At 46.1% G+C, this 23,056-nt stretch carries 20 protein-coding genes and 1 tRNA gene; 5 read left to right on the forward strand and 16 right to left on the reverse strand.

The genetic code is table 11. The features are described 5' to 3' along the window. Nucleotides 1-98: 98 nt before the first annotated feature. The 6 genes from GQS64_RS11610 to GQS64_RS11635 form a co-directional block, all read right to left on the reverse strand. Entirely contained in the window at nt 99-782 is a 684-nt protein-coding gene (locus tag GQS64_RS11610; RefSeq protein ID WP_198231711.1) for an MOSC domain-containing protein, read from the reverse strand. Nucleotides 783-836: 54 nt separating this feature from the next. After that, nucleotides 837-2,735 (reverse strand): AsmA family protein, encoded by a 1,899-nt coding sequence (locus GQS64_RS11615; protein WP_198231712.1) that lies wholly within the window; start codon nt 2,733-2,735, stop codon nt 837-839. Between the two features lie 207 nt (nt 2,736-2,942). Next, entirely contained in the window at nt 2,943-3,641 is a 699-nt protein-coding gene (locus tag GQS64_RS11620; RefSeq protein ID WP_198231713.1) for a polysaccharide deacetylase family protein, read from the reverse strand. 1 nt (nt 3,642) lies between these two features. Beyond that, the gene (locus tag GQS64_RS11625; protein WP_077993815.1) at nt 3,643-4,383 is read right to left on the reverse strand and encodes a glycosyltransferase family 25 protein; all 741 of its coding nucleotides are present in this window, start codon (nt 4,381-4,383) and stop codon (nt 3,643-3,645) included. A gap of 93 nt (nt 4,384-4,476) precedes the next feature. Further along, on the reverse strand, nt 4,477-5,103 hold the full coding sequence (locus GQS64_RS11630; protein WP_198231714.1) for a glycosyltransferase family 29 protein: 627 nt from the start codon (nt 5,101-5,103) through the stop codon (nt 4,477-4,479). A gap of 194 nt (nt 5,104-5,297) precedes the next feature. Continuing rightward, nucleotides 5,298-6,206: a LysR family transcriptional regulator gene (locus GQS64_RS11635; RefSeq protein ID WP_198231715.1), complete on the reverse strand. Its 909-nt coding sequence runs from the start codon at nt 6,204-6,206 to the stop codon at nt 5,298-5,300. A 93-nt stretch (nt 6,207-6,299) separates the two neighbouring features. On the opposite strand from GQS64_RS11635, the gene GQS64_RS11640 reads away from it, so the two are divergent. From GQS64_RS11640 to folD, 3 genes are all read left to right on the forward strand, one after another. Further along, nucleotides 6,300-6,707, forward strand: a complete 408-nt coding sequence (locus tag GQS64_RS11640; protein WP_077993820.1) for a CidA/LrgA family protein — start codon at nt 6,300-6,302, stop codon at nt 6,705-6,707. A gap of 19 nt (nt 6,708-6,726) precedes the next feature. Next, nucleotides 6,727-7,437 carry an LrgB family protein gene (locus tag GQS64_RS11645; RefSeq protein ID WP_077994681.1) on the forward strand — a complete coding sequence of 237 codons (711 nt, stop codon included), beginning with the start codon at nt 6,727-6,729 and terminating at the stop codon, nt 7,435-7,437. A gap of 486 nt (nt 7,438-7,923) precedes the next feature. Then, a complete protein-coding gene (gene folD / locus GQS64_RS11650) occupies nt 7,924-8,823 on the forward strand; it encodes a bifunctional methylenetetrahydrofolate dehydrogenase/methenyltetrahydrofolate cyclohydrolase FolD (protein ID WP_198231716.1) in 900 nt (299 codons plus the stop codon). A 117-nt stretch (nt 8,824-8,940) separates the two neighbouring features. Here folD and edd read toward each other — a convergent pair whose 3' ends face one another. From edd to GQS64_RS11695, 9 genes are all read right to left on the reverse strand, one after another. After that, the gene (gene edd, locus GQS64_RS11655) at nt 8,941-10,776 is read right to left on the reverse strand and encodes a phosphogluconate dehydratase (protein WP_198231717.1); all 1,836 of its coding nucleotides are present in this window, start codon (nt 10,774-10,776) and stop codon (nt 8,941-8,943) included. A 14-nt stretch (nt 10,777-10,790) separates the two neighbouring features. Further along, nucleotides 10,791-11,558 carry a 6-phosphogluconolactonase gene (pgl, locus tag GQS64_RS11660; protein ID WP_077993825.1) on the reverse strand — a complete coding sequence of 256 codons (768 nt, stop codon included), beginning with the start codon at nt 11,556-11,558 and terminating at the stop codon, nt 10,791-10,793. A gap of 9 nt (nt 11,559-11,567) precedes the next feature. Beyond that, a complete protein-coding gene (gene zwf, locus GQS64_RS11665) occupies nt 11,568-13,046 on the reverse strand; it encodes a glucose-6-phosphate dehydrogenase (RefSeq protein ID WP_198231718.1) in 1,479 nt (492 codons plus the stop codon). Between the two features lie 48 nt (nt 13,047-13,094). Beyond that, entirely contained in the window at nt 13,095-13,352 is a 258-nt protein-coding gene (locus tag GQS64_RS11670; protein WP_198231719.1) for a hypothetical protein, read from the reverse strand. After that, nucleotides 13,349-14,626 (reverse strand): NAD(P)/FAD-dependent oxidoreductase, encoded by a 1,278-nt coding sequence (locus GQS64_RS11675; RefSeq protein WP_198231745.1) that lies wholly within the window; start codon nt 14,624-14,626, stop codon nt 13,349-13,351. The genes GQS64_RS11670 and GQS64_RS11675 overlap by 4 nt, the downstream gene beginning before the upstream one ends. Before the next feature lie 11 nt (nt 14,627-14,637). Beyond that, on the reverse strand, nt 14,638-16,065 hold the full coding sequence (locus GQS64_RS11680; RefSeq protein ID WP_198231720.1) for a glutamine synthetase family protein: 1,428 nt from the start codon (nt 16,063-16,065) through the stop codon (nt 14,638-14,640). A 698-nt stretch (nt 16,066-16,763) separates the two neighbouring features. Continuing rightward, nucleotides 16,764-16,840: transfer RNA gene (locus tag GQS64_RS11685), tRNA-His, on the reverse strand. Between the two features lie 623 nt (nt 16,841-17,463). Then, a complete protein-coding gene (locus tag GQS64_RS11690) occupies nt 17,464-18,552 on the reverse strand; it encodes a quinone-dependent dihydroorotate dehydrogenase (protein WP_198231721.1) in 1,089 nt (362 codons plus the stop codon). Beyond that, nucleotides 18,549-18,896: a DUF952 domain-containing protein gene (locus GQS64_RS11695; protein WP_198231722.1), complete on the reverse strand. Its 348-nt coding sequence runs from the start codon at nt 18,894-18,896 to the stop codon at nt 18,549-18,551. Before GQS64_RS11695 ends, GQS64_RS11690 begins: the two co-directional genes overlap by 4 nt. Nucleotides 18,897-19,005: 109 nt before the next feature. Here GQS64_RS11695 and GQS64_RS11700 point away from each other — a divergent pair, with 109 nt between their 5' ends. Together GQS64_RS11700 and mscL are read left to right on the forward strand one after the other, a co-directional pair. Beyond that, nucleotides 19,006-19,401: a hypothetical protein gene (locus tag GQS64_RS11700; protein ID WP_198231723.1), complete on the forward strand. Its 396-nt coding sequence runs from the start codon at nt 19,006-19,008 to the stop codon at nt 19,399-19,401. 158 nt (nt 19,402-19,559) lie between these two features. Continuing rightward, entirely contained in the window at nt 19,560-19,973 is a 414-nt protein-coding gene (mscL, locus tag GQS64_RS11705) for a large conductance mechanosensitive channel protein MscL (protein WP_077972829.1), read from the forward strand. Between the two features lie 342 nt (nt 19,974-20,315). Here the strand turns inward: mscL and GQS64_RS11710 are convergent, their stop codons facing one another. Continuing rightward, complete coding sequence (locus GQS64_RS11710) at nt 20,316-22,868, reverse strand: PAS domain-containing sensor histidine kinase (protein WP_198231724.1); 2,553 nt, start codon at nt 22,866-22,868, stop codon at nt 20,316-20,318. Nucleotides 22,869-23,056 lie beyond the last annotated feature (188 nt).

Raw genomic sequence — 23,056 nt, forward strand, 5'->3', positions numbered from 1 at the left:
GCGTTAAAGCCTGCCCCAAACAACAATTTATTTAAGAATTTTTGGAAACCTGCCGCCCAAGACTTAACCGAGCTTTGTCAAAAGCCCGAATGAGCGTCTCATGCCACACCGTTCAATCTTTTCGTCCAATCTTCTATCTCGTGGCTATCCAACCGCTTTTGTGCAAGCAAACGCCAGCTCGGAGATAATTCGTTCAGTGAAGCAATATGCGACAATTCTTCATAGTCATTTTTTGTCACATAAAAAGCCTTCCATATGCGATGGATCGTCCACATTTCGTGGCATCTCTCGATCAATTCGAGTTCGTCACTTGCAGAAACTTCTCCCTCCTGCAAAACGCGGTAATACCACCCTGTTCGCCCGCTATTTTGCGTCCTTAACGCCATATCCGGAACACCGAATCTGACATTGAGCCGGAAACAGGGTTGTCTGCCTTGCGAAACTTCGATAATTGCCTTGCCTAACCGGAATATATCCCCGACAGCGATATTTTTTTCACTCAAGCTTGAGGTTGAAAGATTTTCTCCAAAGGCAGTCGGCGTGTCAAACACCTCTTTATGCCCCAGCTCTTTTTTCCAGAAAGCATAATGGTCAAAATCATAATGGTGGACCGCCTTTTCCGGTCCGCCATGATGTTTCTTGTCTGCCTGCTCGTCACCGATAAAACCGGTTTTGGTGAGCAAAAGCGGCCGATCGACCGGTTTTTTATCAATTCCGCTTTTCAAGTTTGCAGACCCGATCGTTTTTATCGGTCCAATCGACAGTGCCAGGAGTTTTACCATTTGTTTTAAAACCGGTCATAACAAACAAACCGGCTTATTCCGTCTCTATTGCCTTTAATCCTGTTTTTCTTCTTTCATATTATTGCGTTCAAGGTCAATGGCACCATAGGGAAATTGACTGGCTGACAATGAAAACATCAATGGTTTGACAAGACTGTTGGAAACACATTCGACATCGGGGCAGATTTTATCCGACCGCGGAACTTTTTTAAGCACTGAATCAAGCTTGACTTCGTAGCCATGGTTCTTACCGTCTTTTATTTGAAGATCGGCAGTGCCTTTCATAAGAAGTCGCCAATTTCCCATGTAGATGGTTGATTTATCAATCACAAGATTTTCGTCGGTGATGGTTGTTTCAATATCCCATTTATCAAAATCGGTTGACGCATGATCGCTTTTTTCTGCCCATGCTTTTTCACCGCTACTCAAGGCAAAACGCAATTTGTCAATGTCATAGCCTTTGAAACTGCCCGACGACATATTCAATGTCAAATGCCCCTGCATTCCGGATATAACTTCCGACCACCGGCTGAAAGGCGCATGCATGGTCAAAATAAGACCGGCCTTTGCATGAACAAAATCGGGATAGTGGAAAGCCCGCGCGATTGATGGCAAATCGACAGAACTTGCAGAAATGCGGCCTTCTATATTGGCTTTATCATTGTCGCGGGCAATCTGTATATTGGATTGAATAGCACCACCAAAAGCATTGGCATTGCCAAGATCGAAAATGCCTCTTCCATTTCTGATCTGGACGGCAGCAGCAAGATTATTGAGGGTGACATTTTGAAGCTTGGCTTCCGGTGCCGACATGCGGATGTCAAGCCCGATCATGTCGAAAACCGAAAGATCAAGAAACTGATTTTTTTCCTCGTCCGGAAAAAATGTAGCAACCAATGTATCAAGATCGAGCCTGTCAAAAGCAAGCGACCCGCTGATGACCGGCAAATCATCCTGATAGCCGGTCGCAAGTGCACCGCGTGCATTATCATTTCCAAGTTTGAAATTGATATTGTTAAACTGCATATGACCGGGTTGGGCGGAAAAATCCGACTCCCAGACAACCGGCGCTTTCAATCCTTGTCCGGGTAGATCGTGATAACCAAGCCACTCCATCGTCCTGTTCCAACCCGGTGAACGGGCCGAGAGCCGCCCGTCAAAAATATAGCTGTCGGAAAGTCGCCCCTTTCCTTCAAAAGTAATACCGCCGCTCAAAGAATTGAGACTGGCTCTTACGTCACTCGTTCCACCTGAAAACAGGATCAGCGCTTGCATTGCATCAATACGCAAATCGGTTGCTTTGCCATGCCACGTTGCATTGGCACGAAAACTTGCCGCCCTTGTCGATTCCGGCCATTCGAGAACCGCATTCAGTGCCGTAATTTTTTCCGCCATCCCTCCCATATTCTTGCGATAGAGAAGCTCGCCATTGTCAATCACAATACGCCCGAAAGGCTGGTTGAGAAGGCGTGTTGTATCCGGATGGTCGGGGTTCTTTTTAACAATGTCACGAGCCTCACGAACAGCCGAACCGAAACTGCCTTGCGAACGGGAAAGAGTGTCAAAAAAATCCGCAACCGTTTTGACCGGTTCTTCCATAACAAAATGCGGGTTGATAATGCGTGTTTGCGAAAATGTAATATGTCCTAACAGCGCATCGATCAGTGACAAGTCGACTTCAATGCGTTCGGCTTCCATCAGCGGAGCGGCCTCATCATTCATCGGAGTGAGTGTTACGCCCGACAATGAAGCCTTCGGATAAGGGAAAAGGTCAAGATGGGGAGCTTCCCGCAATTGCACGTTGTAGCCCGTCCATGCGCTCAAATCCTGCGCAAGGCGGATGCGGATCGCATCTGTCGAAACAAGAACCGGCAATAGCAGGAAAATCGCCGCAACGATCAATCCCGACACCAACACCAGCACCCCGACATATTTTAAAATTTTCTTGTGCACCTCGTTCCTTTACTTTTTATTAACCATAAATGATTAAAACCGAATTACATTTCGGCTTCCAGTGAAAAGCTTGTTTCTGAAATGCCCTTGTTTAAATTTTTGCCGGGTCCATTCGCCCGGCATTTTTTTAAATGAATTTTAATCGCACGACAATGCAATTGGTAAAAAAACGTGATTTATGCCCCGTTTAGCGCAATAAACATTTGGTTAGCGCAATAGACATTTGGCCAAAAAATGCAAAATTGTGTCATTGCGGCGAATACTGTGTCTGGGCAATTCAAAGTCCCCCTCTTTCCCATGCGCACGTGATTTGACAGTTGTAACAGCAAAACTGTAGCCGGCATTTTTTACAATTGACTGAATTGCTTCATTTTCGTCGCCGAACGGATAGGCAAAAGATATGATTGACGTGCCAAGTTCTTTTTCGAGTTGGCGTTTGTTTTCAGTTATCTGGTGTTTTGCCTCTTCAAGCGGAATATCTTTCAAATGCAAATGGTCGAGCGTGTGGCCACCGACTTCGTGCCCGTGAGCTGCCCAATCTCTCATTTCGTCGAATGTCATTATTTTGTCGCGCTGTGAACGTTCATTGTCCCAAGAATTGTCTAGCCCCATACGCGAAGAGACAAAAAAATTGGTTGCACTGAACCCCAATTCATCAAGAACCGGCATAGCATCCTGATAAACAGATAGAAAACCGTCGTCGAAAGTTATCGCTGCCACTTTTCCCTTTTTCTGGCCCCGAATATAAGGCATTGCCTCTTTGAGTGACAATCCTTGAAAACCGATACGTTTCAGAACATGCATCTGTCTGGTGAATTTTTCGACCGTAACATAATTGGAGCGACCGGGGATCCCTGCCTTGGGGGGCGTGCCTATATGATGATAAAGAAGTATGGGAACAGCCATATCAACCTTCCTGACGTTTCGATAGAACCTTTATGCGATGCCTATAGAGCGGACGGGCCAGTTCCCGATAAAGGCGCGCGAAAAAGGAATGTTTACTTTTGATCGTCGAGCCGCCGAGTTCGGCAGAAATCTCGCGAACCACCGGAGGTAGAACAACCTCCGGATGGACGCCGGTTTTCCAGTATAATTGTTCGGTCGTATCGACCGGACGATCGAATGTGGCTGTCGCATCAAGTAGTTTTCGGGCAGCGTTCCGGCCTACCAGTTGGGCAACCTGCCCCAAACCGATTTCTGTTGGCCTGATAAGTTTAATATCGCCTTTTTCGGCAATTATTTTGCCTGTTTCACGCACGCGAAAGGGAAAACGGATGAAACTTTCTTCGTTGGCTTCCTGAACAGCAAAACGGAAAACTTCCTCAAATCGCTCCTCCAGTGCAACATCGTCTTCAATGATAAATCCTGCGTCCATGCCATCGTCGACAATTTTTTGCCAGGCACGCCGGTGGGATAAAAAACATGCAATTTCGTTTTTTGACAATGTGAAAGGATAAAAAGGGCGATAGAGTTTTTTTCTAAAAAAATGAAAAATTGTCTTGTCATCAAGGTCAAGACTATCAACCGCCTTCAAAACTATAGCAGGACATGGCAGAAGTCTTTCCAGCAATTCGACTTGTATTTGCCTCTCATCCGCCCGATCGAGATGGATAATCAGTGCTTTAATGGTTTTTAATGAACCGCTCATATTCGACCCGGAGTTTGAAAACAGGCTTTTTCAAAAGCCTGTCATGCATAATAAGGGCGAACAGAAAAGTAAACAATGACGAAAATGTTGCCATTATTGAAGGAAATGGCATGTTCCCTCATCTATGCGCTCACGCACCCATTTTTCTTCTGTTGACCAGTCATGGTGCTTCCACCCCTGCCAGGTAAAACCGCAAATGTAAATTTCCCATTCCGCCAAATCGAACTGTTTCAAACAATCCCAAATGCCGAGATAGCCGGTCGACGGGAACCATTCCTTGAGTTTATTACCTTCAATGCCGATTTCAGCACAAGCTTCAAGATAAAACTGCGCGGATTTTATAACCACATCCTTGTTCGCCCCGCCAAAAACTCTAATAGCCTTATCGGTCCAGTCGCGCCTTCGGTGCTTTAACAATCGCGAGCTCAGGCGGGGAAGTGCAAAATAAGCCTTCAAAATATAGGGATGATAGACCAGTGTAATGAACTCTGCCTGTTTAAAAAATTTGTATTCCAGAAACGAATGATCTTCAAGTTTCCGCTGCATTGGCTTACCGGAGTTGCACATCATCAGACAACTGGTTTTAGTACCACTCCAGCCGTCAAGCAATCTGGGACGATTGAAGCGTAAAACATAGTCTGCACTATCTATCTCTTCAGAAAAATCCCTTGGTAAATCGGCATTTCCAACAACGATGAGTCGTCTTTTTTGAGTTCCCATAAAACCACTCCCAAGTTTGACGCTTCACGCCCCCGCGCTTTTAAATGACCGCACACAAGCGGTAATTTACTGTGTTAAATGGCAGAATAATAGAAATTTAATTGTCGGACGCAAGAACTATTCGCCAATATTTTAAGAGAATTTTACACTATGTTGCTTCTGCACCTTTTTTTTTGGGTACAGGAAAAAACGGCTCATGATTTTATGCCATTATTTACCTTTAATGTTCCGTCATGGTATTCACCTGATAGCCGCAACCATTCGCGTGCTGCATAGGAAAGATGGCTTTGACTGCGCCAGATTAAAGCCATATGCCATTCAATGACTATATCGGTCATCTCTACCATTTTTACATTTTTGACATTGCGCTTTTCGGCAATCATGCGGGGTAAAAATCCTACACCCATACCGGCTGCAACGAGGCCAAACAGAAAGTCGATCTGGCTTGAACGTGCCGAAACCACCGGCTCCAGCCCCTTTTTACGGAAGGTTTCAATGACAAGTGGTGTCAAAGCAAACTGGCTTGCAAAAAGAACAAACGGATATTCTGCAAGCTCTTTGGCGGTAATCTTTGTTCGCTTGCCTGCAAGGCTTGCCGGCATGAGCGCGACAACCGGATCGTTGCGGACATCCTGATAATCAAAACCGCTTGCAATCGGCACAAGCGAACCGGCAAGCTCGATTTCGCCCGACCGCACCAGCTCTTCCAATTTTTTACTTCCGTGTTCGACAATATTGATGTCGATATGAGGATGCGATGAAGTGTAACGCGCAAGAACCGGTGCAAAAAGTTCGGAACTGCCAATAGGCGGAAGCCCGATTTTCAAAACACCACGTTTAAGCCCCTTCAATTCGGCAATCTCGCGTTCCATTTGGGTTTCTTCCGCAAGAATACGTTGTGCGTGACGAAAGACATATTCGCCTGCTGCTGTAAGCTGCATTTTACCTTTGTTGCGATTGATTAATTTGGTTCCATACTGGCCTTCAAGCTGGGCCAGAGACTTACTGATCGTCGATTGCGTCGAGTTCAGAACTTTCGCGGCTGAGGAAAAGCCGTTCTGGCGTATAATTTCTACAAAGGCTTCAAGTGTTCTTATTTGCATAACTATTCTATATAGGAATAGTCTACATGAATTCAATTCATTTTACGAATGACACAGCATCACTTATCTAACGTTTTGTCAGGAGTAAATTAAATGATACATCGTCTTAGAGTTCAAACACGTCATCTCTTCCATCACAATATATTTGCGCAGATGGGACTTTTGTGCGCTTTCTGGATTATTGGCGAGATCATTACATGGGCTTTGAGCCTACCCATTCCGGGTGCAATTATCGGCATGGTGCTTGCTCTTCTTGCGCTCGCTAGTCGTAAACTCAGTATATTGAGCATGAAACGCGGTGCCGACTGGCTCATTGCCGAAATGCTTCTGTTCTTTGTTCCAGCAGTTCTTGCCCTTCTCAACCATAAAGAATTTATCGGCTTGTTGGGCATAAAAATTCTGGTCGTTATTCTGGGTGGCACATTCGTTGTTATGAGTATTACCGCTTTGACAATAGACCTTTGTTATCGCTGGATGTTGATGCGTCATGTTAAACATTGAATCAAATCTCGAACAATATATGGCTGATATAGAGCTTTATACCAGTCCGGTTTTCAAAACGGTTTTCTGGTCGCTCGTTACCATCCTTCTCTATATGGCGGCAAAAGCATTTTACCGCCGTTTTTCCTATTGGTGGCTGACACCATTGGCAGTAACACCACTTTTGCTGATGATCGTGGTGGTGCTGCTCAAGGGTGACTATGCCCATTATATCAAAGCGACCCATTGGCTTGTTGCCATTCTGGGGCCGGTCACCGTTGCTTTTGCTGTTCCGATCTGGCAACAACGCAGAATCATTGCCAAAAACTGGTTTATTCTGACGGTCGGTATTATCGTCGGTTCATTTGCTTCGATGTTGTCGGCATGGGGGCTTGCAACCCTTATGCAACTTGATCCGACTTTGCGGCTAAGTCTTATGCCGCGTTCGATCAGCACACCTTTTGCCATGGAAGTTTCCGGTGACATTGGCGGCATACCCGATCTGACGGCTGTTTTCGTTGTCCTTACCGGCGTTCTGGGGGCTGCACTGGGCGAAGTTATTGTCAAATATCTGCCGTTACGCTCTTCCCTTGCACGTGGTGCCCTTTTCGGCATGGGAGCACATGGCGCAGGCGTTGCCCGCGCTCACCAGATGGGGCGTCAGGAAGGCTCGATTGCAGGCCTTGTTATGGTCATGGTTGGCATTGTCAATGTTCTTCTGGCGCCGGTTCTGGCTTGGCTGCTGAAATAGGTGAGAAATTCTTGAAAGAAGCCGTGTGCAGTTTTGCACCTGCACATGAGGGAGATTGTTGAAACGCCGTAATGTTTCTTAAATCAAAATTTAAAAAAGTTTGAGATGCAAGATAAGATCCGCAATTGTGATAGATCGGTTGATTGAATCTGTTTCAGCTTTGGCAACATATCCATTCAAACAAAGAGTTGGCAGCATATTCATTCAACAAATAACATGACCGGGTCGGAATAGCGTTTTTCCTTGTAATCCCGTTTTTTCCACCCCGTTACCGGCAGAATCCGCTCTATCCGGTGTTTGAACGGGCTTTAACCATTTTTGGTCTTTCTCTTCTCAAAACGGATGACTTTTTGCTTGTCATCCATACCAAAGTGGCTATTTTGCACATCCTTTGTGCCAAACATGTACAATCTTGACACAATGATCTGTTTTATTTCAGGAATATGCTTTAAAGCAGAACAAAAAGCCTAGTGAAAGGAATCCTCTATGGCCAATGTGATTGACGGGAAAAAACTTTCTGAAGACATCCTTGCCAAAGTAAAACAAGAAACCGCGATTTTACGTGAACAACACAATATCCAGCCGGGAATAGCGGTCATCATTGTGGGGGAGGATTCTGCCAGCAAAGTTTATGTTGCTTCCAAGGAAAAACGCGCTGAAGAGTGTGGTTTTCTATCGAACAAATATGAACTGGACGAGAAGACCAGCGAGGCGGATTTGCTCGCCCTTGTCAAAGAATTGAACGAGGACAAAAATATTCACGGCATTCTGGTACAATTACCATTACCGGCACATATCAATGCCGATCATGTCATTCAGACAATCTCGCCTGACAAGGATGTTGACGGTTTCCATTATATCAATGCCGGTAAAGTCATGACCGGTGCAATTGGAGACGCATTCGTTCCCTGCACACCTGCCGGTATTATGGTGATGGTGGAACATGGACTGGGTAAGGATTTATCCGGCCTTGATGCCGTGGTTGTCGGTCGTTCAAACATAGTCGGCAAACCGGTTGCAGCGCTGCTTCTTGCGGCGAATGCGACAGTCACGATTGCCCATAGCCGTACCCGCGAAATTGATGATGTCTGCCGCAGTGCCGATATTCTTGTAGCAGCGGTCGGAAAACCCGAAATGATTAAGGGCGACTGGATAAAACCCGGTGCAACGGTCATTGATGTTGGCATTAACCGTGTTCCGGCACCTGAAAAAGGTCAGGGTAAAACCCGCCTCGTTGGCGATGTCGACTATAAAGCCGCAGAAAAAGTGGCAGGCTTCATCACCCCCGTTCCCGGCGGTGTCGGGCCGATGACAATTGCGATGTTAATGGCAAACACACTGAAAGCTGCCTGCAAAGCAAATAATTTGCCATTGCCAAAATTCTGATGGGGTTGCGACATTTCCTTCAAAACATTTGTTGGATGTCATTTCAGGAAATCAATAAAAAACGCTCCGGAACAATTAAATCCGGAGCGTTTTTTTGAATATAAAACTCTGAACCAGCTATTTGCGCAGAGGACCAACGACAACGCTTGCCCCTTGATCTGCCCGTCCGACAAATTCGCGGAAAACGCGGAAAAGCTCGCGTCCTGTGCCGAATTCATGTGCAGAAAGATCAGGATGTTCGATCTGTCTGTTGTTGAACTCCTGTTCATCGACGAGAATCGTCAAAGTTCCGTCATTGGCATCAAGCCGGATCATATCGCCGTCTTTCAATCGTGCAATCGGCCCGTTATCAAGCGCCTCCGGTGTAACATGGATGGCTGCCGGAATTTTGCCGGATGCGCCGGACATGCGACCATCGGTGACGAGAGCAATTTTTTGCCCGCGATCCTGCAACACGCCGAGAACTGTCGTCAGTTTATGCAATTCCGGCATACCATTGGCTTTCGGCCCCTGATAGCGCACAACGGCAACAAAATCCTTGCCGTCAAGTTTACCGGCTTTGAAAGCGTCTTGAAGTTCCAGTTGGTCATTGAAAACAAGAGCCGGTGCTTCAATCAACCAGCGTTCGGGTTTGACTGCCGATACCTTGATAATAGCAGCGCCCATATTGCCGGAAAGCACCCGAATGCCGCCATCCTCTTGAAAAGGTTTGCGCCATCCGGTGAGCACTTTTTCATCGCCACTTTTTTCCGGTGCCGGTTCACGCACAACTTGCCCGTCACTTCCCAGTTTCGGTTCGGTTGCATAAGCATCCAAGCCCTCGCCGACAACTGTGCGGACATCTTCATGAACAAGTCCCGCTTCAATCAGTTGCTTGATAACAAATCCCATGCCGCCAGCGGCGTGAAAATAGTTCACATCGGCAAGACCGTTTGGATAAACCCTCGCGATAAGCGGAACGACCGATGAAATTTCGGCAATATCGCCCCAGGTAAGATCAATACCTGCTGCATGAGCCATAGCGATCAGATGAATTGTGTGGTTGGTCGAACCACCTGTAGCATTCAACCCGACAATCGCATTGACAAAAGACTTCTCGTCAATCATCGCACCCACCGGCGTATATTCATTACCAAGGGCGGTAATTTCGAGAGCACGCTTTGTTGCTTCGCGCGTTAATGCATCGCGCAAGGGTGTATTGGGGTTGATGAATGCGGCCCCCGGCATATGAAGCCCCATCATTTCAATCATCATCTGGTTGGAATTGGCCGTTCCATAAAAAGTACAAGTTCCCGGACCATGATAGGAAGTCGCTTCCGACTGGAGTAACGTTTTACGATCAACTTTACCTTCGGCATATAGTTGGCGGATTTCGGCTTTTTTGTCGTTACCCTGACCGGTTGTCATAGGGCCAGAGGGCACAAAAATTGCCGGAATATGCCCGAATGTCAAAGCGGCAATGACAAGACCCGGCACAATTTTATCGCAAATACCGAGATAAAGCGCTGCATCGAACACGTCATGCGACAAGCCGACGGCAGCAGCCATAGCTATCACATCGCGTGAAAAAAGCGAAAGCTCCATGCCGGTATAACCTTGGGTAATGCCATCACACATTGCCGGCACACCACTGGCAACTTCGGCTACACCGCCGGCTTCACGCGCCGCAGCCCTGATAATTTCCGGAAAAGCTTCAAAAGGCTGGTGCGCAGACAACATATCATTATAGGCTGTGATGATACCGATATTGCCAACGACATCTTCCTCCAACCGTTCTTTATCTAGTGGCGCACAGGCTGCAAAACTATGAGCCTGATTGGCACAGGCAAAAAAACTGCGACGCGGGCGATTACGTGCTGCACGGGTTATCCGGTCAAGATAGATTTCGCGACTTTTCTTTGACCGCTCACGAATCCGGTCTGTCACGGCAGCGATTGTGCCCGAAAGAGACATTTGTTTTCTTTCTCCTAAACTGAAACTGTGTCAAACAACGAATGGGTTCCATCCGTAATCTGTTTTTCTTCTTCATTGGGCGACCAGTAGACCTGAACAGGATGGCGCGTATTTTTCAACACTGCGCGAATTGGCAATTCTTCAACCGGTCCGTCCTGCAAAGCACGCTCGAAAACATCCAGTTTTGTCTGACCTTCAATATGAAGAGCGATGAAACGTGCTTCGGCAATCACCGGCAATGTAAGTGTCAGGCGGGCTTCCTTCAAGCCGCGTGCATGAATTGGTAAAACCAGCGCACGCGATTCCGGATCAATGGCCTGTTTCAAACGGTCACCGCCAGGGAAAAACGAAGCTGTATGCCCGTCGGTTCCCATGCCGAGAACAATGACATCAAAAGGCCGTGGAAGGCCGTTAATGCGGCTTGCTGCAGAAAAGGCCGCAAGCTCTGCAGTAATCGACGGGTTATAAAGGCCGTAAAAGCGGGCTTTTGAAGCAAAATTCTGTAACAGGCTTGAACGCACCAGACGTTCGTTGGAACGATCATCTGTCACGGGGACAAATCGTTCGTCTACCAAAGTGACAAGAATGTTTTTCCAATCAATATCTGCCTTGGCGAGATAATGGAAAAAAAGTTCGGGCGTTTTACCACCTGACACTGCCAGCACTGCCTGTTTGCGTTCAACAATGGCAACACTCAATTCGGCCGCCACCCGATCGGCCAAAGCCGAAGCCAATGCAGAAGGCGTATCAAAATTCAACCGGTTTGTATCCATCAAGCTCATAGCAATACCCTAAACTGTATCGTTCCATGTCCGACCGTCCCGCTCGATCAGGGCAATCGACTTTGATGGCCCCCATGTTCCCGCGGTATATCCCTGAACAGGCATGTTTGTTGCTTCCCAACCTTCTTCAATCGGGTCGACAAAGCTCCACGCTGCTTCAACTTCATCACGCCGCATGAACAATGTCTGGTTGCCACGGACAGCATCCATCAACAAACGTTCATATGCATCGGGATTGCGAACCGGAAATGAATCGGCAAATGTCATATCAAGCGGTACATGGTGAAGGCGCATTCCGCCAGGCCCCGGATCCTTTATCATCAGCCATTGTTTGACACCCTCATCCGGTTGCAAACGGATAACCAGCCGGTTCGGTACAACTTCGCCAGCTTCGCTGCCAAAAATATTGTAAGGAATGGGTTTGAACGTCACCACTATTTCCGACATGCGGGTTGCAAGACGTTTGCCGGTGCGCAAATAAAAGGGTGCACCTGCCCAACGCCAATTGTTAATATCAACTTTCAGCGCAACAAATGTTTCGGTATTGCTTTTATCTTTTTTGAGATCATCAAGATAGGAACCGACAGGCCCGCTTGTCGAAGCACCGGCCTTATATTGCCCGCGTACCGTGTGGGTTGTCACATTATGGCTATCAATACGGGAAAGTGAATGCAGAACTTTAAGCTTCTCGTCACGAACCACATCGGCCGTATTGGCTGAAGGTGGTTCCATCGCGACGAGGCATAAAAGCTGCAACATATGGTTTTGCACCATGTCGCGAAGCGCACCCGCATTATCATAATAACCGGCTCTTCCCTCAAGCCCGACCGATTCGGCTACTGTTATCTGGACATGGTCGATATGAGCCGAGTTCCACAATGGTTCATAAAGCGCATTGGCAAAGCGCAACGCCATCAGATTCTGGACAGTCTCTTTTCCCAGATAATGGTCGATACGGAAAATCTGGTTCTCGTGAAAAACACTTGCCAATATATCATTCAGTTTTGTTGCCGTTTCGCGATCACGGCCGATCGGTTTTTCAACAATAATGCGGCTATCATCGGTGACCAGACCATTTTTTCCCAAGCGTTCGGCAATGCTGCCGAAAAGAGCCGGACTGACCGCCAGATAAAAAGCCCTGATAGCTTTGACAGAGGGAATCTCGATGGCTTTTTTCAATTGATCCCAACCCGCGTCGGTCGTGGCATCAACCGGAACATAACTCAATCGCTTCAAAAACCTGTCAACTTCACTTTTATCAATATCGTCAGCAGAAACATGTTTCTCGATCGCCGCGCGCGCAAAATTACGGTATTCTTCATCGGTCAATTTCGAGCGGGATGTACCGATAATACGTGTCGGCTCACTGAACTGCCCCGTGCATTGGCGGTGATAAAGTGCAGGCAATAGCTTTCTTTCGGCAAGGTCGCCCGCACCGCCAAAAACAATACAATCAAACGGGGGAATAGGAATTATTTTACTTACCATGGAAATATCAAAGTCCTCGGACGCTTCACCTTAAGTGATCAATCTTGTTCATATCACAATATATATGCCTTGAGGTGCTGAATAAGCTGTTAATTTGGCGTTCACTTCACCGTTAATTTTATCTTTCAAGTCATTAAAATTTGTCAGAAACGCTTTTTTTAAAGGTGCTGCGCAAACAATCGGCTTCTTTTCTTGCCGCTTCTGGTGGCTCAACATTTTTTTGCGGCTCGTTCCGCCACTTTCCGCGCCCCGTATTGGTCGGCAATGTAATAAGATTGAAGCCGAGAAAACTTTTAAAAACTTCAAAATCTATCCATCAAGGCAAAAAACCGCATTGCCAACCAAAGAAGCGGCCTCCTTAACGTTTTTCCACCCGGAAAAGGCGAAATTTTCAGCTCTTTGAAAGAGTGGATACGATCGCCTTTGCCGGTTATGCTTTCTGCGTAAAGCTTTCCCATAAACGGAGCAAGCATAACCCCATGACCGGAATAACCGCCGCAATAAGTAACATTTTGCATAATGTCACGGATATAAGGCATCCGCTCGACCGTTATGGCAACAGTGCCACCCCAACAATGCGTCAGTTCGATTTCACTTAATTTTGGAAAAATTTCTACCATTTGCGCACGAATACGATCGGCGAGATGGTCGGCTACAGCTTTATCGTAACTTTCAACACCACCAAAAAGCAGACGGTTATCAACGCTTTTTCTGAAATAGCGCACGACAAAACGCGAATCGTCCACCGCTTCTCCACCACGCAAAATCTCGCTATCAATCGGCAATGGAGCAGTCGCACCGATATAGGAACGAATCGGAATGATTGTGCGGTCTACAAAACCGCGTAAAGTTTGATTGTAGCCATTGGTGGCGAGTAACACATGCGCGGATTTGATATAACCGTCGGGGGTGGTTACAATGCACTTGTCATTCTTGACTTCAAGCGACGTTGCAGGCGTTTTTTCATAAAGTTCCGCTCCCGCTTTTGAAGCGAGAGAAGCAAGTCCGACAACCAGTTTTAACGGATTGATGTGACCGGTACCGGTATCGCGAATACCACCATAATAGAAATCCGACCCCAAACGGTCTTGCGTTTCCTTGCGGTCCATGAATGACAATTGGTCATAACCATAGCGCAGCATGTTTTCGACATGCGCCTGATAAGCTGCAATCTCGCGTTTTTTATGAATAAGCGACAATTGTCCGGGAAAATAGTCGAGATCTATTTTGTTACCAAGTTCCAATATATCTTTTTTGGCTTCTTCCGCCAGATCGAACAAAGCTTTGGCTCTTTCGTGCCCAAGTGCTTTTTCAAGCTTTTCCACCCACTGACGCTGCCCCGTTCCAAGTTGTCCGCCATTGCGGCCGGATGCGCCGTCGCCAAAACGCGCCCCGTCGACAAGCACAACGCGAAGCCCTGCTTTTGCCAGATGATAGCTTGCGGAAAGTCCGGTGAAGCCACCGCCTATAATAGCAACATCACATTCTTTTGTTTCATGAAGAACGGGGTATGTCGGACGTTCGGCTACGCTGAATTCATACCATGATATACCCGGCGAAATGGTATTGTCGTGAAACATCATCCAATATCCTAAACATTGAGCAGCAAATATTCCCGCTCCCAAGGACTGATAACTTCCATGAAGGTTTCAAATTCTTGCCTTTTGATTGCCGAATAAGTGTTTACAAATGCATCCCCCAACACTGAACGCAACCGTTTATTTTCATCAAATAGCGCTACAGCTTCGACAAGTCCCCTTGGCAAATCCACATGATCGGCATTAACAGTTTGCGAGGACGGTTCATCAGGCTTGAGTTTATCGACAAGCCCTATGAGGCCGCAGGCAAGAGATGCCGCAAGTGCGAGATAAGGATTGGCATCGGACGACGGAAGGCGGTTTTCAACCCGTCGTGCCTGAGGTGCCGAACGGGGAACACGGAAAGCGGTTGTGCGATTGTCATATCCCCAATGGAGATTGACCGGTGCCGAAAGATCGGGAACCAAACGGCGATAGGAATTGACATATGGTGCAAGCATGACCATTGCACTTGCCATATGTTTTTGTAAACCGCCCAGAAAATACCGGAAAGCCTCGCTTTCACTGCCATCCGCGCGGGTAAAAATATTGTTGCCGGTCTTCATGTCGACAATAGATTGATGAATATGCATGGCCGACCCCGGTTGGCCCTCTATGGGTTTCGCCATAAAGGTTGCATACATATCATGTTTGAAAGCCGCTTCACGTATCGTGCGCTTGAACAGAAAAACCTGATCGGCAAGTTCGATCGGGTCGCCGTGACGCAAATTGATTTCGAGCTGGCCTGCCCCTTCTTCGTGAATCAATGTGTCGATTTCCAAGCCTTGCGCCTCGGAAAAATGGTACATATCGTCAATCAGTTCGTCGAATTCGTTAACACCGGCAATAGAATAGCCCTGCCCGCCGCCGATTGCGCGACCGGAGCGGCCAACGGGAGGTGTCAACGGATAATCGGGATCAGGATTTTTCTGGACAAGATAAAACTCTATTTCCGGTGCAACGACCGGCTTCAATCCCAATTTTGTGTAGGATTCAACGACATTGCGCAAAACATTGCGCGGCGTAAATTCAACTCTTTTGCCTGTCTGGTAAACAATATCGCAAATAACCTGTGCGGTCGGATCATCTTCCCACGGGACAACGCTTAAAGTCGCAAGATCGGGTTCCAATCGCAAATCACCATCATCGGCGGGATAATGGAAACCGTTGCCATCTTCGGGATAATCGCCGGAAATTGTTGCCATAAACACAGCAGATGGCAGCGCAAGTGACGTATCGGAGGTAAACTTGTTTGACGGCATCATCTTGCCGCGAGCGACACCGGCCTGATCGGGTGTAATACATTCAATGTCTTCAATACCGCGAAAAGCCAGCCACTCCGACGCTTCGTTCCAATTTTTCACGCCATAAATATTCTTGAGATAAGCGTGCTGTATTTTTGTATTTTTGTCTTTTGCCTTTTTTGTTTTTTTTACCGTCATAAAACACCAAATCGAAATTTATATCGTCAACAGAGAATGATTATCTAGTTTCAAAAAATGTGACAGGCAAAAATTGTGACGGGCTTGGCCTTTTGTCAACCGGTTGATCGTTTTTCACGTGCTTTTTGCCAAATCATGAAAACCGTTTTGAATTCATTTTCCGGTTTTGCCTTAAATTTATCGCACCGGTTGAGTTTTTCCCTCCGACAACAGTGTCGCGCATTTTCATTATATAGATTATACGAGTTCCTGCCTTATAAAGGTTAGTCAAAACGAAGCGATCTTCTAAAAATATTTCTTTTTTCAATGTCCATCATTTGAAAGCAGGCTTTCCATTTCCGCAATGACGAACGCCCCTCTAATTTCTTGTCTTAGCAAAAAAGGCAGCCATTTTTCTTTCACTGACGCGCAAAAGTCCCACAAAACAGGCTTATGCGATGAAATGCCTATCCGTTGATATGATTTATCTTTAGCCGGATATAGCTTCAAAAGAATTTAACGTCGCCTGTTCTGCTTGCTATTTTTTACGTCCTTCCATCCATCCGCCGTGATAGGGAGTCTTGAAAAACAACAGCCTAATCATTCATTTTTTTAAATTGAATGCTCTGGCTTTTGACCATCTTCAACAGGGATAAAACGCTAATTCCGGAACCACAAAAGGCCGGACTAAAATAAAAGAAATGAAGCTTGAAAAAAAATGGTACGGTTGGTGGGAGTTGAACCTACGACCTCTGGTGCCACAAACCAGCGCTCTAACCAACTGAGCTACAACCGCATCGGCGGAATTAAACATTCCGACCGGTGACATACGGAAGATCGAACAATTTTGCAAGTGCCTTAACGCATTTTAACCCTATTTATTGGTATTTTCGTCGGGTTTTTGTTTTTTATAAAACGCAAAAATAGCGAAGATTGCCGTTTTTTTCAAATAGCCGAGCCAAAGAAATCCGCCGATAGCGATGAAGTTAAAAACTGGCCAAGAGGGTTATTGCCGCTTTGCCATACGGAACATTGATAGAATCATGGCTAAAAAATCGGCTTTCAACTTTATTGAATGTTCAAGCCCCAAATAGCGATTATCTTCGAGTTATATTTTTCTAAAAAACGCTTCGCACTTTTCAGGCACTGCTTGGGCACTTTTGGGAAACCAAGTCTTTAGTACACTTGGGTTTATCCCAAAACCGTACTTTTTACTTGTCGCAGTGCTTTCTCTGAAAACCGCTTCGCACTTTTCAGGCACTGCTTGGGCACTTTCGGGGAACCAAGTCTTTAATGCACTTGGGTTTATCCCAAAACCGTACTTTTTACTTGTCGCAGTGCTTTCTCTGAAAACCGCTTCGCACTTTTCAGGCACTGCTTGAGCACTTTCGGGGAACCAGGTTTTTAGTACACTTGCCCCTATTCAGGGATTTTGCGGTTTGCCCATTCATCGAGAGACAGGTCGCGATATTCCCCTATCTTCCCCACTCCATCTTTTTCCATGGTTACAAGCACATCTTCCAGAATGTGTCGCGCAAGCCCTGCCCCCTCATAAACCATCGCACTATAAAGTTCGACAAGATCGGCTCCGGCTTTGATTTTTTCCAGTGCCGTTTTCGCATCATAAACGCCGCCCACCCCGATGATCGGTTTTTGCTGCTGCAATCTCTTGCGCATTTTTGCAAGAATAATCGTCGAGCGTTCAAATAACGGCTTGCCGGAAAGCCCGCCCGATTCGCCGCTGAAGCTTTTATTTTCAAGACCGGTTCTGGAAAGTGTCGTATTGGAAACAATAAGCCCGTCAACATCCGAGGCGAGAAGTTCGGCGGCTACATCATCAAGCCCTTCTTCAGTCAAATCAGGAGCTATCTTTAAAAAGACCGGAACATGAACGCCCGTCTTTTGCTTTTCTTCCGCTCTTGCCCCGCTCACCGACAGGAGCAATTCCTTCAAGCTGTCACGGGCTTGCAAATTCCGTAAGCCCGGTGTGTTCGGTGATGAAATATTGATGGTGAAAAAGCTTGCAACATCATAAAAGCAATGAATGCCGCGCGAATAGTCGAGAATACGATCGTCCGAATCCTTGTTCGCGCCGATATTGACCCCGACAATGCCTTGCTTTTTACGCTTGGCGAGGCGTTTATGGGCAGCTTCATGCCCCTCATTGTTAAACCCCATGCGATTGATAACAGCCTCGTCTTCACGAAGACGAAAAAGACGGGGTTGAGGGTTGCCCGCTTGCGGACGCGGCGTGATTGTGCCAACTTCGCTAAAGCCGAACCCCAAACGCAATATTTGATCGGGGACTTCGGCATTTTTATCATATCCGGCAGCCAAACCTAAAAAGTTCGGAAATTCCAGTCCGGCTATGTTCACACTCAAACGTTGGTCATGGATTGCCGGCCCCGAACCGAAGCCTGCTTTCAATGCAAGGATGGAAAGCTTGTGGGCCTTTTCGGGTGAAAGACAAAAAATCAACGGGCGCAAATAAGAACGATAAAGGTTCATGGCAATACCTCGCTGAACTCGAATAGGCCGTTTTCGTCAGCCTCGAAAGGACTGACACCGACAACAGCTTCAAGCGACAAGTTGCCATAAAGATGAGGAAAAAACGCCCCGCCACGAGACACTTCATAACGCAGTGCCTCTTCATCAAGTTCATCTTCGTCAACGGCGATAAGCAAAAGACCGGTTTGACCTTTAAAATGTTTATTTGCCGTTTCTGCCACCTGTTCGGCGCTTGAAAAATGGATAAAACCATCGGTAATATCGACCGCAGCACCAGAAAAAACACCGGAATCTTCGGCTTTTTTCCATTCGTCTTTCGACACAATCTTATAAATCAAGGCCATAGCTTTCGAGCCAATATGCTATTTCGTTGAAAATCAAAGTCCATTGAACGGGAAATATTTTCATTCATCCCTATATAACGAATAGGAGAGTTTCAACCAAGGAATAAAAATGTCGACTTTTCTTAAAACACTTATTCTTGCATCCTGCTGTGCCATCGGTTTGACAACAATCGGTTCTGCAGCCGATCATCGTTTTGAATTTCAAAAAGTCGATGACGGTTATTTGCGCCTTGATACGGATACCGGCAGCATCGACAAATGTCTTGATAAAGACGGGAAAATAACCTGCGCTATTTCCGGTGACGAACGCGCACGCTATGAACAGGAAATCAAGACGTTGAAAGATAAAATAGCCGAGCTTCAACAAAATAAAGCCACAACGGGTCTGCCTAGCAAACAGGATATGGATCAGGCTTATGACACAATGAAATATTTCTTCGACAAGTTTAAAAACGACTTTAAAAATAACGATAATCCACCCGAAAACGGTGGCAATAAACTATAATTTTCCAAACTATACGCGATATTTTCGTGGTAATCTGGAGGAAATAATAACAAAAGCCTTTTCTTACTGTTGTTGTGCCATATTTTAGTATCGTAGCATAATCAGCGTTGATTATTGTGAGAATTGAAAACGACCATGAATAGGCGAGGAAAAGGCTAATGCTGAAAGAATTTCGGGAATTTGCACTAAAAGGCAATATGATTGATCTGGCCATCGGTGTTATTATCGGCGGTGCTTTTGGCGGCCTTGTCAATTCTATTGTCAACGATTTGCTAATGCCGGTCATCGGGCTTATTACCGGTGGCATAGACTTTTCCAACATGTTCATCCAGCTTGCCGGTCAAAAACAAACAACTCTTGCAGCAGCACGCGAAGCCGGTGCTACAATTGCCTATGGCCATTTCATTACATTGCTCATCAATTTTCTTATTATTGCATGGGTGCTGTTCATTGTCGTTAAGGCAATCAATGCAATGCACCGTAAAGAGCAGCAGGCCCCTGCACCAAAGCCGGTTCCCCGTGACGAGGTATTGCTGACCGAAATACGCGATCTGCTGGCTGCCAAAAAATAATACCGAAAAATAATATTTGTGAATAAGCGTTTTGATAAAGCGCAATTTACAATAAAATTAAAAAGCTCATGAGTGGATCGTTCAGGCATTGGAATTGCCCTGAAAAATCATGCAAAGTGCTGGCCATTCGAGAAACCGGAGTGTGCCAGCCCGCTTAAAAACACTTAAAATTCCGGCTTGATTTAAAGTGATGCAGTTCCGCCTTATCAAATAACGCAAGCATTGAAGATCTTATTTGCGCATATGCTGAGTCAAAAAATGCGGTTTTGAATGCGCTGTTTTAAGACCGGTTATATTTTTATAAGGCTTTTCCGGACGAGCACTTAAAATTCCGGCTTTATTTCACAAACGGTGAACGGGGAAAAACACTTCTACTGTTGTTCCCTGTCCCGGTCTTGATAGCAGGATAAGCCTTCCGCCAATTTTTTCGACAAGCCCTTTGGTTGTCGGAAGGCCAAGACCGGTACCGGTAAAGACTGCATCTCCCGCACGTCCGTCTTTTCTTGCAACCTGTCCATAAGGTTGAAGGGCGCGTGCCATTTCTTCCTCGTTCATACCGATACCATTATCGCTCACCGATAATTTTACATAATTTTTGTCTGTCGTTGAAAGATGCACCACAATTTGCCCGCCACGTTGGGTGAAACGGATAGCATTTGACAGAAGATTGAAAATAATTTGCCTGAATTCCTGCGCCTCAATTCCGATTGCCGGTATTTTGGGCGGCATGGTAATGCGAATGATAATGCCGTTTTCGTTGGCCTGATTTTCAAACAATGCAACCGATTTTCTCAATTGCTGGATAACGTCAAAACTTGGCACTGAAGATTGGCGGTTGTCTATTGCCGTTTCGCTATTCGTTTCTCCGGAGCGCGTTTTTTCTTCGTAACGCGATTTTGCCTTTTCAAGAAAGGAGTTGACGAGTGACAAGATATGTTTGCCTGAAGAAACAATATCGCGCAAATAGCCACGATAACGTTCGTTTTCTATGCGGCCGAACCGTTCTTCCCGCATAATATCGGCAAAACCGATCATGGCATTAAGCGGCGTTCTGATCTCGTGGATGGTTTGTGCAAAAACCTCGTTATCATAAATTGGCTGGCTTGGAACTGATACATTCGTCATATCGCGCAAAAGACCCGCATATCCTTTTTGATTGGTCAGCGGTACAAGAGTGACAAAAACACGAATATCATCGCCAGACTTTGTTTGAATATCTGCCGATTGACCGCGATTGAACAACCGTTTTGCGCCACCGCTTTCAAGTGCTGCAAGATAGTCGTTTATTGCTTCTTCGGAAGTCGTCCGGAACAAGCTTTTAAACGGTCGACCGGCCACATCCTCTTTATCATAGCCGGTAAGTGCCGAAGCGGCTGCGCTAAAACCTTCTATTGAGCCGTCATTATTGAGAAAAACAAAGCCGTCTGTTGCTGTATCCAGCAAATTGAGAAGCGAAGACCGTTCGGGGATAAACTTGTTTTCTCCGGATAATTGTTCGTCATGAGCTGTTTTATCGGTTTTTAGAGCTTTTGAAAGCGGCCGCGCCACGGCGGGCAATTGTAATTCGCTGCGCAAACGTTCTGCAATCTCGCGAAAAGCCGAGCGTTCCGAACTGTTCAAAGCCGAACCGGTATCTTGCTCTTGCAATGTTTGATTAGATTGTTTTTCTTGGCCCCCAAGAGCCGTTTTGTCTGCGTCCTCCGGCGCGCTTCCCGTCGATAATTGTGATTGGATTGTTTCGTTTTCAACCGGCTTTTCCGGTTGTGGTGCAAACTTATTTTCGACGGTTGCAACAGAATCGACATCCCGATTTCCATTCTGTGGATTTAGCTGCCCGTCGACCGGAGCCTTCACCGTGCCAAAGCCCCGAAACCCGTCCAATTTTCCATCAAGCGACAAAACAGGAAGGCCTGACAAAGAGACTTCCAAATTCGCCTGTTCCCTTTTAGTTGGAAAACGAACAACTTCGTCTTGAAAGGCGATGCATTGCGAAATTTTTTCTTCAAGACTTAAAAAACCGGCATTCTTATATTCATTATCAAGATCGGCAAGCGAACGGCCAAGCAATTTTTCAGCGTCACCGCCACAATCATAAAACGCGTCGGAAAAATTGCTGAACGCACCGTTTTTGTCCATTTGCCATGTAAAACGGGCCGGCTTTTCATTTCTCTTCTGATTGTTTTGACCGGCTGCGTTTTCATCTATAGTCGCTATATTGAAGCACAGAATGAGAAAACGTTGCGGTGTTTCACAAAGGCGAATAGCATTGACCTGCACTTTTCCTCCGCCATTTTTCATCAAGGTTTTAACAGGTGAAAAACCGTCAATAGAGGAAAGAAAAATTTGCAATGTATCGCCAAGCGGCTGAAAATTTTCCGTTTTCGCAAGAATTTCGTTTCCGTCACCAAAAATAGCAGCCGAAATATGATTGTCTTCCAGTCCTTCAAGAAGTGCTTCCGGTTGAGTGATTAAAAGATTCCGATTTATTTCATTTGCCGCTTCGCTTGACCCGTTTGCTGCTCCGGTTGAACGAACTTCCGAGACAAAGATAAACTGTTTCTGTTTGTCCGGCGCATTTTTCCCATGCATTTCATTTAATGAATGAGTCTCGCCGGATATGAGTGACAGATTGAAAGAGCGTGCCGCTCCGCTTTTCCCGCGCAAATGAACCGGACGACCGCTTTTGATGCCATTTTCGATCTGGCGCTTGACTGCACTATCGAAAATCTCTTCCCGATCAAGTGCATCGGTGAGTGATGAAAAGCCGAAAAACGAAAGAGCAGCACCGTCAAGCCACAATAAAACCGATGCATTGCGGTCAAGCACGAAAGAACACTTGCCGCTCAAAAAAGCGTTTCTGATTGTACTTTCAGATAGAAAATCCAGAAATGCCAAGAATTGCTCCACCGGTTAAAGAAATGTTAATTTGTTCTTTTACAGGAAAGAGCCGAGAGTTTCAAAAGGAATCAGGAAATATCGTTATCAGCGTTTATAAATTTTTGCCTCGCTCTTCGGCTATCGTTCAAACATATGCCGAATTTCGTCGTTTTTTTTGGGAGATTATCAATCACCCCTAATATCTA

The sequence above is a fragment of the Bartonella sp. P0282 genome (genome assembly GCF_048452985.1).
GTDB lineage: Bacteria > Pseudomonadota > Alphaproteobacteria > Rhizobiales > Rhizobiaceae > Bartonella > Bartonella choladocola.

Excerpts from the sequence above, each read along its gene's own strand:
- GQS64_RS11610 (WP_198231711.1), bottom strand. The coding sequence starts at position 782 with ATGGTAAAACTCCTGGCACTGTCGATTGGACCGATAAAAACGATCGGG.
- GQS64_RS11620 (WP_198231713.1), bottom strand. The coding sequence starts at position 3,641 with ATGGCTGTTCCCATACTTCTTTATCATCATATAGGCACGCCCCCCAAG.
- GQS64_RS11625 (WP_077993815.1), bottom strand. The coding sequence starts at position 4,383 with ATGAGCGGTTCATTAAAAACCATTAAAGCACTGATTATCCATCTCGAT.
- GQS64_RS11630 (WP_198231714.1), bottom strand. The coding sequence starts at position 5,103 with ATGGGAACTCAAAAAAGACGACTCATCGTTGTTGGAAATGCCGATTTA.
- GQS64_RS11635 (WP_198231715.1), bottom strand. The coding sequence starts at position 6,206 with ATGCAAATAAGAACACTTGAAGCCTTTGTAGAAATTATACGCCAGAAC.
- GQS64_RS11640 (WP_077993820.1), top strand. The coding sequence starts at position 6,300 with ATGATACATCGTCTTAGAGTTCAAACACGTCATCTCTTCCATCACAAT.
- GQS64_RS11645 (WP_077994681.1), top strand. The coding sequence starts at position 6,727 with ATGGCTGATATAGAGCTTTATACCAGTCCGGTTTTCAAAACGGTTTTC.
- folD (WP_198231716.1), top strand. The coding sequence starts at position 7,924 with ATGGCCAATGTGATTGACGGGAAAAAACTTTCTGAAGACATCCTTGCC.
- edd (WP_198231717.1), bottom strand. The coding sequence starts at position 10,776 with ATGTCTCTTTCGGGCACAATCGCTGCCGTGACAGACCGGATTCGTGAG.
- pgl (WP_077993825.1), bottom strand. The coding sequence starts at position 11,558 with ATGAGCTTGATGGATACAAACCGGTTGAATTTTGATACGCCTTCTGCA.
- zwf (WP_198231718.1), bottom strand. The coding sequence starts at position 13,046 with ATGGTAAGTAAAATAATTCCTATTCCCCCGTTTGATTGTATTGTTTTT.
- GQS64_RS11675 (WP_198231745.1), bottom strand. The coding sequence starts at position 14,626 with ATGTTTCACGACAATACCATTTCGCCGGGTATATCATGGTATGAATTC.
- GQS64_RS11680 (WP_198231720.1), bottom strand. The coding sequence starts at position 16,065 with ATGACGGTAAAAAAAACAAAAAAGGCAAAAGACAAAAATACAAAAATA.
- GQS64_RS11690 (WP_198231721.1), bottom strand. The coding sequence starts at position 18,552 with ATGAACCTTTATCGTTCTTATTTGCGCCCGTTGATTTTTTGTCTTTCA.
- GQS64_RS11695 (WP_198231722.1), bottom strand. The coding sequence starts at position 18,896 with ATGGCCTTGATTTATAAGATTGTGTCGAAAGACGAATGGAAAAAAGCC.
- GQS64_RS11700 (WP_198231723.1), top strand. The coding sequence starts at position 19,006 with ATGTCGACTTTTCTTAAAACACTTATTCTTGCATCCTGCTGTGCCATC.
- mscL (WP_077972829.1), top strand. The coding sequence starts at position 19,560 with ATGCTGAAAGAATTTCGGGAATTTGCACTAAAAGGCAATATGATTGAT.